This is a genomic window from Psychrobacter urativorans, assembly GCF_904846695.1.
In the GTDB taxonomy this organism is placed as follows: domain Bacteria; phylum Pseudomonadota; class Gammaproteobacteria; order Pseudomonadales; family Moraxellaceae; genus Psychrobacter; species Psychrobacter urativorans.
In genome coordinates this window covers 1-13,837 of the sequence record NZ_CAJHBR010000020.1, presented here as the reverse complement: position 1 = coordinate 13,837, position 13,837 = coordinate 1, and the positions used below count along the sequence as shown (strand labels likewise).

The 13,837-nt window shown below is 40.7% G+C and carries 11 protein-coding genes; 3 read left to right on the top strand and 8 right to left on the bottom strand.

Annotation, left to right across the window (positions count from 1 at the left end):
• Positions 1-30: 30 nt before the first annotated feature.
• Together tig and rdgB are read right to left on the bottom strand one after the other, a co-directional pair.
• Positions 31-1,374, bottom strand: a complete 1,344-nt coding sequence (gene tig, locus JMY09_RS11755; RefSeq protein ID WP_201623788.1) for a trigger factor — start codon at positions 1,372-1,374, stop codon at positions 31-33.
• Between the two features lie 338 nt (positions 1,375-1,712).
• Positions 1,713-2,357: an RdgB/HAM1 family non-canonical purine NTP pyrophosphatase gene (rdgB, locus tag JMY09_RS11750; protein ID WP_201623787.1), complete on the bottom strand. Its 645-nt coding sequence runs from the start codon at positions 2,355-2,357 to the stop codon at positions 1,713-1,715.
• A gap of 427 nt (positions 2,358-2,784) precedes the next feature.
• On the opposite strand from rdgB, the gene JMY09_RS11745 reads away from it, so the two are divergent.
• On the top strand, positions 2,785-3,414 hold the full coding sequence (locus JMY09_RS11745; protein ID WP_201623786.1) for a superoxide dismutase: 630 nt from the start codon (positions 2,785-2,787) through the stop codon (positions 3,412-3,414).
• Positions 3,415-3,527: 113 nt separating this feature from the next.
• Here the strand turns inward: JMY09_RS11745 and JMY09_RS11740 are convergent, their stop codons facing one another.
• From JMY09_RS11740 to JMY09_RS11710, 6 genes are all read right to left on the bottom strand, one after another.
• Positions 3,528-4,040: a hypothetical protein gene (locus tag JMY09_RS11740; RefSeq protein WP_201623785.1), complete on the bottom strand. Its 513-nt coding sequence runs from the start codon at positions 4,038-4,040 to the stop codon at positions 3,528-3,530.
• 321 nt (positions 4,041-4,361) lie between these two features.
• Entirely contained in the window at positions 4,362-5,138 is a 777-nt protein-coding gene (locus JMY09_RS11735) for a hypothetical protein (RefSeq protein ID WP_201623784.1), read from the bottom strand.
• A gap of 158 nt (positions 5,139-5,296) precedes the next feature.
• Positions 5,297-6,316 carry a hypothetical protein gene (locus JMY09_RS11725; protein WP_201623783.1) on the bottom strand — a complete coding sequence of 340 codons (1,020 nt, stop codon included), beginning with the start codon at positions 6,314-6,316 and terminating at the stop codon, positions 5,297-5,299.
• Between the two features lie 127 nt (positions 6,317-6,443).
• A complete protein-coding gene (locus JMY09_RS11720; RefSeq protein ID WP_201623782.1) occupies positions 6,444-7,316 on the bottom strand; it encodes a DUF72 domain-containing protein in 873 nt (290 codons plus the stop codon).
• Between the two features lie 32 nt (positions 7,317-7,348).
• On the bottom strand, positions 7,349-7,858 hold the full coding sequence (locus tag JMY09_RS11715; RefSeq protein WP_201623781.1) for a diacylglycerol kinase: 510 nt from the start codon (positions 7,856-7,858) through the stop codon (positions 7,349-7,351).
• Positions 7,859-8,047: 189 nt separating this feature from the next.
• Positions 8,048-9,154: a polyprenyl synthetase family protein gene (locus tag JMY09_RS11710; RefSeq protein WP_201623780.1), complete on the bottom strand. Its 1,107-nt coding sequence runs from the start codon at positions 9,152-9,154 to the stop codon at positions 8,048-8,050.
• Positions 9,155-9,846: 692 nt separating this feature from the next.
• On the opposite strand from JMY09_RS11710, the gene fadB reads away from it, so the two are divergent.
• Together fadB and fadA are read left to right on the top strand one after the other, a co-directional pair.
• A complete protein-coding gene (gene fadB, locus JMY09_RS11705; RefSeq protein WP_201623779.1) occupies positions 9,847-12,006 on the top strand; it encodes a fatty acid oxidation complex subunit alpha FadB in 2,160 nt (719 codons plus the stop codon).
• Between the two features lie 158 nt (positions 12,007-12,164).
• Positions 12,165-13,337: an acetyl-CoA C-acyltransferase FadA gene (gene fadA, locus JMY09_RS11700; RefSeq protein WP_201623778.1), complete on the top strand. Its 1,173-nt coding sequence runs from the start codon at positions 12,165-12,167 to the stop codon at positions 13,335-13,337.
• Positions 13,338-13,837 lie beyond the last annotated feature (500 nt).

The following is a 13,837-nucleotide window of genomic DNA, read 5'->3' as shown; positions in this document are numbered from 1 at the left end:
CCTAGCTTATTAGTTTGCTAAGCAAGCAAATTACATCGCTTGCTGTTGTTGTTGCTGAGTAGCCAACAAGTCTTGATAGCTAACTTCTTTGTCAGTTACTTTACCTTGTTCAATAAGGTAATCAACTACTTGGTCTTCTAATACTACTGACTCAATGTTAGCGCGTTGTTGCTTGTCATTAGTGTAGTATTCGATAACTTCTGCTGGATCTTCGTAGTTTTCTGAAGCTTCTTTGATAAATTTCTCAACACGTTCTTGATCCACTTCTAAGCCTTTAGTATCGATAACGCGAGCAACGATGATACCTAGACGGGCAGCACGTAGCGCTTGTTCTTCAAACAGCTCGTTTGGCAACATGTCTTTATCAAAGCTATCAGCATTAGAACCGAACTGCTGAGCGAAACGTTGCATCATCATGCTGCGCTGACGATCAATTTCTTGCTCTAGCATAGCGTTAGGAACGTCAAATTCGTTCTTTTCTAATAAAGCATCAAAAGTAGCTTGTTTGATTTGACTGCGGGCAGCGTTTTTAATTTCGCGTTCCATGTTCTTACGAACGTCTTCTCTTAGTTTTTCAATGCCACCTTCTTTAACGCCGAATAGCTCAAGGAAGGCATCATCGATTTCAGGTAACTTAGATTTTTCAACTAATTTTACGTTGATTTTGAACTGAGCTTCTTTGCCCGCCAATTCTTCTGCTTGATAATCTTCTGGGAAAGTTACGTCGATAACCTTTTCTTCGCCAGCTTTCAAGCCTTTGATACCCGCTTCGAAGCCTGGAATCATTTGGTTGCTACCAATAATCAATTTGAAGTCTTCAGCAGAGCCGCCTTCAAATTTCTCACCGTCGATTGAGCCTTCAAAATCAAAAGTAACTTGATTGCCTTTATCGGCTTTACCTTTTTTCTCTACGAACTCTTCACGTTGCTTTTGTAGGTTTTCAATCATAGTATCGACATCAGCTTCATCGACTTTCGCCATATGACGCTCAACTTCGATCTCATTGATACCTTGAACGTCAATTTCTGGGAAGATTTCAACAGTAGCTTGATAAACCAAGAAATCGTCTTCAAGTTTAACATCATTGATATTAGGCATGCCAACAGCGCGGATGTCTTCAGATTTGATAGCCTCAAAAACAGTATCACGGATCACGTCATTGATAACTTCTTGCTGAATACCGGCACCGTATTGGCTGCGGATATGCGACATAGGAACGTTACCTTTACGAAAGCCATCAATTTTGGCAGTTTTAGCCACTTGACGAATGCGACCTTCGACTTTGTTTTGGATTTTTTCAACTGGTACTTTTACAGTCAGCTGAGTTTCTTTGTTAGAAAGCTTGTTGGTTGTGACTTGTAGATCTGTAGCCATGTTAATTACACCTTTAGGATTGAAATATCAGGCAATCGCATTTTATAGCGCACAAGTTTATTTATGAGCCAATTGCCTTTGGAATGAATAGGGGATAGTAATAGCCGAAAAAAATATAATGCAATCAGCAATCGCCAAAGGCACTATAAAGACCGACTATTAAGTATCAGTAATACCTTACCAAAACGCCTTAAGTCTACTTATTTTTAGTTTAAATAAGCAAAGACAGCTGGTAATAAAATTATAAAAGTAGATTAGTATAATCTATCTACTAATTAAAGTAAAAATTATCTGTTTTACAGCGACCACTTTTATCGGCTATATAGTTAGCAGTAGCGCTATAATTGTTGTAATAATTGGCCAATAGCTTGTCCGCGATGACTAACCTTATTTTTGTCACTAGCACTGAGACTGGCCGCTGTCGCTTGCATATCAGGTAACCAAAATAGTGGGTCATAACCAAAACCACCGTCGCCATGTGCTTTGTCCAAGATTTCACCTTGCCATAAACCCTGAGCGATAATCGGTAGCGGATCATCGGCATGACGCACCATTGCTAGTACGCAGACGAATAAACCTTTAATCGCAGTAGTAGGACTTTGAGCGCGTACAGACTGCAAGTCGGCAATGAGCTTAGCATTATTCTTGGCATCATCACCGTGCTCGCCAGCATAACGAGCAGAGTAGATGCCGGGTGCATTACCAAGTACTGGCACGCATAACCCAGAGTCATCGGCGATAGCCGGTAGACCACTGATGCGGCTGGCGTGTCGGGCTTTGATTATGGCGTTTTCGATAAAGCTTAAGCCATCTTCAATAGTATCCTCTATGTTCAGCTCGCCTTGCGGAATGATAGTGACGTTTAGGTTAGCTTCAGCGAACAGCCGCTTAAACTCGCTAAGCTTGCCTTTGTTATTACTGGCAAGTACCCAATCCTGTTGAAATATGTCGGTAGTTATAGGCTGATATTGATTAATTGGCATAAAGATAAGTCCGTGATTTAAAATCTAATACTTTTAGTGTGAGTTTGGGTATGATATAACTGCTATATAGTATATAAAAACTATAACATTCGGTAACGGATAGTTAGCGGTGTTATTGTTATACTGTATAGCAAGCTACAGTGAATTATAGCTTATAGCTTGTAAACTTTAAGTTAACAATCTGCAATTTATGCTTGTTGTTACTGATTATTGAGAGAAATTATTAATAATCAGCGTAACAATAACCAGTAAGTTGCCTTTAGGTTGCCTTTAGGTTGCCTTTTAACTTTACAGCAAGTACGCTATTATATTCAGCACTATATTTATTCACTAATAATAAACTCAGCCAACTTAGCCTAACATTTTATAGAAGTTACTTTATAATCCCTATACTATACTAGGCTAAAACAGCAAGGATAAAATAACTATGACGACTATTACTTTACCAGAATTACCATATGCAAAAGACGCGCTAGAGCCACATATCAGTGCCGAGACCTTAGAATACCATCATGATAAGCATCACAATGCCTATGTGACTAAGTTGAACGAATTGCTACCAGGTTCTGGTCTAGAAGACAAAACTTTGTCAGAAATCATCGTAGCAACCGCTAAAGATGACAGCAAACAAGGTATGTTTAACCAAGCAGCGCAAGTATGGAACCACACTTTTTATTGGAACTGCATGACGCCTGATAATGGCGGCGGCGAACCTACTGGTGATCTAAAAGGCAAAATCGAAGAAGACTTCGGTAGCTATGATAAGTTCCGTGAAGAGTTCAAAAACGCAGCAATGACTCAGTTCGGTTCAGGTTGGGCATGGCTAGTTGCTGATAAAGTTGGTGGCAAATTATCTATCGCTAAAACAGCTAACGCTGATACCCCATTAGCACATGACCAAGTCGCTGTATTAACTTGTGATGTATGGGAACATGCTTACTATATCGATTATCGCAACCGTCGTCCTGATTATGTCGATACGTTCCTAGACAAACTAGTGAACTGGGACTATGCGAATGCTAAATATAAAGGTCAAGATGCTGGTGTTGAAGAGTAAATAACTCTTTAATAGCTAAATTATCTTAGCTTTATAAGTAAAAAAAGGACGCCGCGAGGTGTCCTTTTTTTGGTTTTAATGAACAGGTTGGGGTTCGCTGATGAATATAAAAATTATTCAATCGTTGCACCCTTTTCAATAGCGATCACATCAGCATCTGTTATGAACACTTTATCCGTTAGGCATGACGCATCGCCTCTAGTAGCATAAACTACGTTCTTTTTAGGTAAAGCGCCGCCGCCTGTGCCTACTTGTACCCCTAAAGGCACTTTAGTATCCCCTAACATAACAGCATTTTCCTCTATTAAAAAAGTGGCTTTGCCTTGAGGGAAGATAGGGGTTATAAAGCTATTTTGTCCAGTAAGCTCAAGCAATAGACAATTATCTTTAAGTACAAACTTACCATAGATGATAGCCATCATCTGTAACTCAGACGGGTAGTGAGTAAAAAGGTCGGTAGGTTTTTTACGAACTTGATTCTGTTCTATAACGGCTTTAGTTTGCTCTACAACACTGTCTTCTTGTTTCACAGTATTTTTTTGGACGTTTACGCTTTTTTCTGTACTCACACAACTTAATTGCAAGCAGGATAATAAGACTAGGGCAAATATAAAACGATTTTTCATAATTTATACCGGTTTTTGTAGGGTGCGCCCCGCGCACCATTTATAGAAAGTAATAAATTCTTGAATTAACTTTCATATATCTTACGTGGCTTTTATTATCAAGTATTATTAACTTGCAAAAGGGTTTGCTGGGCTAAAGCCACAGCCTACAAACAACATTAACAGCTCTATAGAACATTAAAGTTATGCGCGGTTAAAGCCTCTCGCAACATCGCAATATTATAAAAAGCATGCGAATTAACAGTATTTTGACCGTATATGTAAGTTAATCCTCTAAATTTTATTAATTTACTTTTTTGGTTTAAATTTTATTAAAAGAAATTACCAGTATTCAGCACCAAGAATCTGCTTATCAGTAAGAAATTCGTCTGAGGTATCAATTACTTCAATAGCTTTATCAATTATAATCTCAATTATTTTCTGCTCTTCTCTATTTAAATAATATTTAGTAATAACAGTTTCGTAATGCGCAGGATAATGTAGTGTTGCAGAATAATATATACAGATTCTATTCTCTTCGTATGAAAGAATGAGCTCTAGAGCAGTTTCACACTCCATTCCGCTAAGATATAAAAGCTTTCCTAAAGGATATTTCTGAAGACTTACGGCATTTTGCCATTGAATTCTTGAAGAACCATTGCCCTGACCGATCGAGGATAAAGGAGATTTTCTATTTACAGGTGCTTTAGAAAAGTAATCAACTAGCTTTGAACATTTACTGACTTCAAAGTTGAAAGTTATTTCACGGGTTTCATAATCTGATTGACGATCGGTTAAAATGCCTTCTATAATATAGGACTTCAAAATTTCAGAAGGACGCTTGTCGTACCAGCCATTGAGATCGGAATGAGGCGGTTGCCATAATATTAAGGCTTGTCCATCTTGAGAAAAGTCTTCATTTTCTTCAAGCTTCACAAGATACTTCTGACCTATTCTAGGCAATAGACTATCCAATTCAATGATCTCTTCCCAGCTTTCATTCCAAGATAATTTTGACCATTGCATCGTTTGTAAAAGCTGAATAGCTTTTGCTTTCTCATGTTTTAGTTTTTTATGAGACCGAAAAAAACTAAACAAGTTCGCTAAGTTTATCGACATTACAACACCTCAAACCCAAACCAGCCCAAAGCCTCTCGCAACATCGCAATATTATAAAAAGCATGCGCATTAACGGTATTTTGACCGTACATATAAGTCGATCTTTTAAATCTTATTAATTTACTTTTTTGGTTTAGCTAGCCTTTATCATAAAATAACTAATTATTATTTAAAGCCATCTCATCAAGCTTTTTCAATATAAAGCGTCCTCTTTCTGATACAGTATTTGACTTATCAGCTGCAAATTTTTCCGCAATAGTTCGAGTTTGATTACCCAAGCTATCAATATCTCTAATGAGAAACTCAGCTGAAACTTGTCTTACAATAGAAGAACGATCAAAAGCTGACGTGTTTAGTAAATCACTAAAAGGTATCTTTACACTGATTTTTCTCTCAGCTATAACTGGTATTAGTTTTCCTTTATTATAAACTTTATCAGTCCATTTCCATTCTTGACCTACAATCCAGAAAATGCGTTTTTCAAATAAACTACGAAAAGCTTTGGCTCTCATATGAGGCTGCATAGCATTATTAGCTATTTCGTTGAGACATTCATCAAGTATAGGTATACGACCAAGTTGAGAGAACAACGATGGCATTGGTCCTGATATAGACGAGATTAATTTAGATTTAAAACCTACTGCTAAGCTTTCAATACTACTAATATGTAAAAGCATCTGTCTATCAGCTTTTGCAATTTTACCCCATGAATCCCAGTTTAAAAAAACTGCAGTTAGTGCCTCAATAACATCTTCAGGCTTAGATTTTTCAATAATCGAAGGAATGACTTCTTTTGCAGCTTCACGAACTTGCGGCACCCAGTCATTTAACCTACGAATAACTAAAGTGAGGAAAAAAGCGTTTGGGGCGGCTCCTGATAATGCGTATAAACCTTCTTCGCGCTTATAACCATCAGAACTGATTACATCTAACCAAGTTAGCTCTTTAATAGGTCTTACCCAAAACTTCCATTTAGATTGCATAAATAAATTTGAATAGTTGACAAACTCATCACGAATTAAGCGCTCGTAATGATCAATGTTTTTTAACTCTAGCTTTGAGGTGGCTTCAACAAGAGAGCTCATATCACCAGTAGAATTAGTTATAGAATTAATAGAACTTGCAAACTCTTTTACGGCAAATTCAATTTCCTTAGACTTTTCTTCCAAGTTTTTCATAATTAGTCACTATTTCAGTTATCTTTAATTATTGATACAAAAATAAAAAATACGGTATCGCTATTCATTGTTGTTTATAAGACGATGCGCAGGGCAACACCCAGCGATTACAGTTTCATCAACTCAGCTACAACACCTCAAACCCAAACCCACCCAACGCCTCTCGCAACATCGCAATATTATAATAAGCATGCGCATTGACGGTGTTTTGAAAGAAGATATAAAGCGTATCAAAATGCTGACGCTGATTGGCAATCGCTTGCGCCCAGTCCTGCATCTCAGCCTCACTATAACGATAATCATGCCGATCGCTGGCACTCATCGCATCCCACCAGTTCAGATTATTACCATGCATACGCAGGTAGCCAGTGCGCTGAGTCAATATCAGCTGTGAGGGCGGGAGACCTTTGATATCTGGATAGTCGACACTGCACCAGATAATACCTTGCTCTGTAAAGCTATCAATGACTTGCGGGTTATGCCAGCTAGCATGACGGAATTCTACTGCTAAAGGATAGTCCTGAAACCAGCTGACTAGCTTAGCTAAATACAGCCGATGGTCACGAGTACGATCAAAGCCATGGGGAAACTGTAGCAATAGTGGTGCTAGACAATTTGCCTCTACTAAGGGACTGAGGGCGTTGATAAAAGCTTGTGCGTGTGCGGCAGAGCCTTTTCTAGCATGAGTAAAATCTTGGTGTAGCTTAATAGCGAACCTCAGCTCACTGTCTGCTTGTACATAAGCTTTATTAACCATCCCAGCAAAGGCTTTTTGACCAATAGGCGCATAAAAGGTGCTGTTGATCTCTACTGCGCCATACTGCTTGGCGTATTCACGCAGGAAGTCCGTTTTTTTAGTACCTGTAGGATAAAGAGTGCCTAACAGATCAGTATCGCTATAACCGCCCGTGCCAAGATAGACAGTCGGCGTATGGTTATTAGCCGCTTCGATACTGGACGTAGGCGCTAAAGGATTCAGGGTCGCTGCAGTGTTGACCATAAATTACTCGCTTATCATTAAAAATACCAAAGTTAGAATAGTAAGGTAGACAATGCCATCATCCATAGGATGAATAGTAGCGTTAACGCTAGGAATTGCGCGGCAGAGCCAACATCTTTGCCAATCTTAGCTAACGGATGTTGCTGAGTAGAAGTATGGTCAATACTGGCCTCTAACCCCGTATTAAACAATTCAACGATAATAGATAAAAAAGAGGCGATTAACAGTATCATCTTCATACTGATAGCCAAAGGAATAAAGATAATGACGATGAGCAATACTAGATTGAGCCAAAAGGCTTGGCGAAAAGCCGCTTCGTTCTTATAAGCGGCCATAAAGCCATCGGCAGAGTAGCCCGCAGCTTTGACGATACGTCCAAAACCGGCCTTGCCTTTGGCCTTACCAGCGAAACTATCCGCTGCCAATGAAGCCGTATCTGGGGTGTGCTCGGCATGATCATTATGCTGATGCTGAACGGAATCAACAGATGAGCTGTCATTGAAGGTAGACTCATTAAGTTTGTGAAGCTTATTATTATCCATATAAAACCACCATCCATAGTTATTGATAGGTAGCAGTTTAGCATGAGCATAAAGGTAGCAAAGCCATCAATCAGCCTATTTTTGTTCAATTATTTAATGGAGGAAATTGAACACAGTGATTAGTTCTGGTGAATCTAAAGAACCCTATATTTAAATAGCAGTATTTAGTAGCTTGAATAAGGTGCCTATTTACTTATTACGCTTCCATAGCCATTCGATAAGCTCAAGAAGTCCATTATCATCAATGCCAGAATCAGAATCCATATCAGGGCTGAGCTCACGTATTATAGCGGCGCGACCTTGGTCAAATAATGACTGCGCATAACGTTTGGCAGCCTCGACGCCCATTAGTTTGACGTAAGTCGATTTGTCTAACTTCTCATCGCTGCCAGCAGGCTTACCCAGAGTATCAGTGCTAGTAGTTACGTCTAAGATATCGTCTTGTACTTGAAAGGCCAACCCAATGTGTTGAGCGCACTCTTCTAGCGCCATACGCTGCGGTGCAGTAGCCCCAGCACAGACAGCGCCCATCAGCATAGCCGCCTCAATCAAAGCGCCAGTCTTATCACGATGGATAGCTTCTAATTGCTGTTGCGAGACAGTAGCGCTGGCCTCTGCATTAAGATCAAGCATTTGCCCTGACACCATGCGCCGTGCACGAGGAGCAAATATCGCCAATAAGGCACTAGCTATATTGGCATCAAAAGGGGCAAAAGTCGGCATCTCAGCCGTCAACACTTCAAAAGCCAAGGTTTGCAGTACATCCCCAGCTAATAGTGCGCTTGCCTCATTAAATACAATATGACAAGTAGGCTGTCCGCGACGTAGAGCATCATCATCCATACAAGGTAAATCATCGTGTACTAAAGAGTAAGTATGCAGCAGCTCTACGGCCAACGCCGCACGCCGACACATATCATAATGTACTTCACTAGTCAGTAGCGGCTCCAAAGAAGGGTCTAAAACCGAGTCTAAAATAGGATCAAAAAACTGCTGGTTAGTCAGTAACGAGTCAGCAAAGATAGCTTGATTGATGTCACTGTTATTACTAGTGTTAAGGTTATTAAGCGCATCAATAGTAGCAAAACTACTAGCTACCAATAATGGTCTTACTAACTTGCCTTTGCCAGTCATCACGTAGCGACAGGCCTCATTAAGGGGACTTGGTAATTGGGCATAGTTAAATAGCGAATCAATATCTTGCGCTAACTGGCTACGCAGCGAGCTGTGCAGCTGCTTAAAAGAGACGAAAGGGATGAAACGTGGAGCAATAGGGGCAGTCATAATCCAACTCATAAAAAGGTGAAGAATAAAAATAACCTTAGTGTAGCATGTTAGCCAGCAGCCCTTATATAGCTTTCATTCACACCTTTATCGATGGCTTCATAAACCTCTATTCCCTTTGGCTATCTTATGGCTAGGCTAAGAATAATTTTTTGCTAGGGTTAGTTACGTTTGGACGATTTAACTTGTCTGACGAATGTGTTGTTATAGGGCAGTAGAAGCAGTTTATTTGGGCAAGATTCACTGACAATAGTCCGTCGATGCCGACCGCTATTGAAAGGTAGGATTACTAAACTAACGGGTCGCTCTCGACTTAGCAGCGACTTAATAATGACTTGCGAGTATGGTTTTAGCTTGTGACAGTGAGGGGCATAATCCCCTACACTAATTAACGTTAAAAAAGTCCCATGATCTAACTGATGATTTAAACCAGAAAAATTTAAACGAAAGATATTTAAATATAGAAGATCAGTTAATAGTTTTAGCCAACAACGAAGCGCAATATCAATAGACGCTAAATAATAAAGATATCAGCATTGCCTATTCCTGCAAGTTACCAAGCTTGTAGGTAAGCAATGCTATTACTCAGACTACCAATAATACTGTGCTGTTGCTTGTTAATTAACAGCCAGATTTTATTAGGTGGCTCTATAAAACATAGCTGTTTAACCAATAGCTTTTTAATACATGGCAAGGAGTTTCAAATGGTATACCAAGGAAATCGCATCACGGTAAGCATGCTAGATGACGGCATCGCCAACATGCATTACAACGCCGAAAATGAGAGCGTAAATAAATTTGATGCTGAAACCAATAAGCAATTTGGTGAAGCAGTAACTGCTTTAGAAAAAGCCAGTGATATTAAGGGATTAATCGTAACTTCAGGCAAGGGCGTGTTTATCGCTGGCGCAGATATTACTGAGTTTGTGGCATCATTTAAGCAATCAGAAGAAAGTATTAAAGACTGGGTTATTAGTATTAATAAGGATTTTAATCGCTTTGAAGATTTACCATTCCCAAAAGTAGCGGCCATCAATGGTGCCGCACTGGGTGGTGGCTGTGAGATGACGCTAGTTTGTGAATATCGGGTCATGAGCGAAAAAGCCATTATTGGTTTGCCTGAAACGCAACTGGGCATCTTCCCAGGCTTCGGAGGTACTGTACGTAGCACGCGTATCATCGGTATTGATAACGCACTTGAATTGATCGCTACTGGAACCCCTAAAAAAGCCCTAGACGCGCTAAAATTAGGCTTAGTTGATGCGACTGTAGCGGCTGATGACTTACAAGATGCTGCTATTGATTTAGTGAAAAAATGTATCTCAGGTGAGCTTGATTGGCAAGCACGTCGCTATGAAAAGCTAAATCCAGTTAAGCTCAATGCACTCGAGCAAGCGATGGCTTTTAGCAGTGCTAAAGCCATGATCTTTGCCAAAGCCAATCCTAAGCAGTATCCAGCACCAGCATTAGCAATTGAAGCTATTGAGAAGCACGTGAACTTATCGCGTGATGAAGCTATTGCAGTAGAGGCAGCAGGTTTTGCTAAAGCTGCTAAGACCCCGCAAGCTGAGAGCTTAGTAGGTCTGTTCTTAAGCGATCAACTGGTCAAAAAGCTGGCTAAGCAACACAGCAAGCAAGCGCATGAGATTGATGAAGCAGCCGTGTTAGGCGCAGGCATTATGGGTGGCGGTATTGCCTATCAAGCGGCTAGCAAAGGCTTGCCTATTATCATGAAAGATATCAAATCTGAGCAGCTAGATTTGGGTATGGGTGAAGCGAGTAAGCTACTAGGTAAGATGGTTGACCGTGGCAAAATGACGGCTACTGAAATGGGCACAACTTTGAGCCGTATCCGTCCAACGCTTAACTATGGTGATTTTGCTGAGACTGATATCGTCATTGAAGCCGTAGTAGAAAATCCAAACGTCAAGCGTGCGGTACTAAAAGAGGTCGAAGGCTTAGTAAAAGACGACTGTATCCTAGCGTCAAACACTTCAACAATTTCTATTACCTTTTTAGCAGAAGCGCTGGCACGTCCAGAGAACTTCGTTGGTATGCATTTCTTTAACCCAGTACATCGTATGCCTTTGGTTGAAGTTATCCGTGGCAACAAGTCATCAGAGCAAGCGATCGCTACTACAGTGGCACTAGCTAGTAAGATGGGCAAAGTACCGGTTGTCGTTAATGATTGCCCAGGTTTCTTAGTTAACCGTGTACTGTTCCCATACTTCGGGGCATTTGATTTATTGCTTAAGCAAGGCGCTGATTTCGTCAATGTCGATAAAGTTATGGAAAAATTCGGCTGGCCTATGGGCCCTGCTTATCTAATCGATGTGGTCGGTTTGGATACAGGTGTTCATGGCGCAGAAGTGATGGCAGAAGGCTATCCTGATCGTATGAAGGCTGATTATAAAGGCGCAATTGAGCATCTTTATGATAATAAGCGCTTAGGTCAGAAGAACGGTGTTGGCTTCTACAAGTACGCCATGGACAAACGTGGCAAGCCTCAAAAGACTGCCGATGAAGCTACTTATGAGCTGTTAAAAGCGATTACTGATAGCGAAAAGCAAACTTTTGATGATCAAGCGATTATTGATCGTACTATGCTGGCTTTTTGCAATGAGACGGTACGTTGCTTAGAAGATAACATCGTCAGCACGCCAAGCGAGGCGGATATGGCAATGATTATGGGCGTTGGTTTCCCACCGTTCCGTGGTGGACCTTGTCGTTATATCGACCAGATGGGCCTAGATAACTACTTGGCATTGTGTGAAAAATACGCATACCTTGGCAAAGCTTATGAAGCCCCACAAAAGATTCGTGATATGGCAGCAGCAGGCGAGACCTTTTACGCTACTGCATAATGAGCACACACTATTAGGATAAGTAACCAAAGCGCTGGTTGAACGTAGTTTTGTTGATAATTATTAACCTGCTATCAAGCTATTATTAAGTTATTAGCAGTGAAAGTTCATCTACAGCGCAACCGTTACTGACAATAAAAATTTAAAAGGAAGATAGTATGACAACTTTAAGTCCAAATGATGTGGTCATCGTAGATGGCGTACGCTCAGCGATGGGTAAAACGAAAAATGGTATGTTCCGTCACGTGCGTGCCGATAGCTTATCAGCGGAGCTAGTTCGCGCTTTAGTTCTGCGTAACCAATTCGATCCTAATGATATTGAAGATATTATCTGGGGTTGTGTCAATCAAACCTTAGAGCAAGGGCTGAATATCGGTCGCAATATCGGTCTGTTGGCTGATATTCCAAAGACTACTGGCGGCCAAACCGTTAACCGTCTTTGTGGCTCTTCTATGCAAGCATTGCATACTGCGGCTGCGCAAATCATGACCAATCAAGGCGACACTTTTATTATCGGTGGTGTTGAGCACATGGGTCACGTAGGCATGATGCATGGCGTTGATTTAAACCCAGCGGCCTCGAAGCACTATGCCAAGGCCTCTAACATGATGGGTTTGACCGCTGAAATGCTGGGCCGCATGAACGGTATTACTCGTGAAGAGCAAGACGCTTTCGGTCTAGAGTCACATCGCCGTGCGTGGGAAGCGACGACTGAAGGTCGTTTCAAAAATGAAATCATCGGTATCGAAGGTCATGACGAAGCAGGTCGCCTGCAACTTTGTACTGTAGATGAAGTGATTCGTCCCGATGCGACGATGGAGCAAATGCAAAAGCTACGTCCAGCCTTTGATCCTAAAGGGGGTACAGTAACCGCAGCGACTTCATCAGCACTATCAGATGGGGCGTCAGCTATGTTGGTTATGAGCGCACAAAAAGCCAAAGATTTAGGTCTGAAGCCCCGTGCTCGTATTCGTAGTATGGCTATCGCTGGCTGTGATGCAGCTATTATGGGTTATGGTCCAGTACCAGCGACCCAAAAAGCCTTAAAACGTGCGGGCCTAAGCCTTGACGATATCCAAACCATTGAGCTAAACGAAGCTTTTGCAGCGCAGAGCTTAGCGGTTATCAAATCTATGGGTTTGACCGACAAGCAAGACATCATCAACATCAATGGTGGAGCGATTGCTTTAGGTCATCCACTCGGCTGTTCAGGCGCACGTATCACCGTGACTCTGCTAAATGCTATGGAGCAGATGGATACTGAAATCGGTCTAGCGACTATGTGTATCGGTCTTGGTCAAGGCATCGCTACTATTATTGAGCGGGTTTAATTAATATCGAACGTCTAAATATTAGTATGGTTCAATTAAGCTGATATTTATTTACTAATTTACGCTAATATCTTGTAAAAAGAGCGCCTCTAACTTAATGTTGGAGGCGTTTTTTTGTCTGTAGTGCATTAAAGGGGCTTGAGGGAAAAAAGCTAATATCGATTAGCTAATTCAAAGTTGCAGCAAGTAGCGCCGCTATTATGGTCAAAAACGCTTACCCAATTCATCAATGGAAAGTATAGGTAAAAAATAGTTATAACCCAGTAATAAATGATAAGTTGTTACTAGAGATTATCCTCATTGACGACCTCAACAAAATATGACTAAATAAGAAAGACTTTTATAACTATAATGGCAATAATTACTATAGTTTTACCCCACTCTCAACTTCGAAAGTGATTGAAAAAAGAAGAGCACCTCACTAATCTATTGTTTTCGACCAAGAATACAATGGAGTTGTGAGATGCCCATAGACGAATTTATCATCAATATCTATTTAA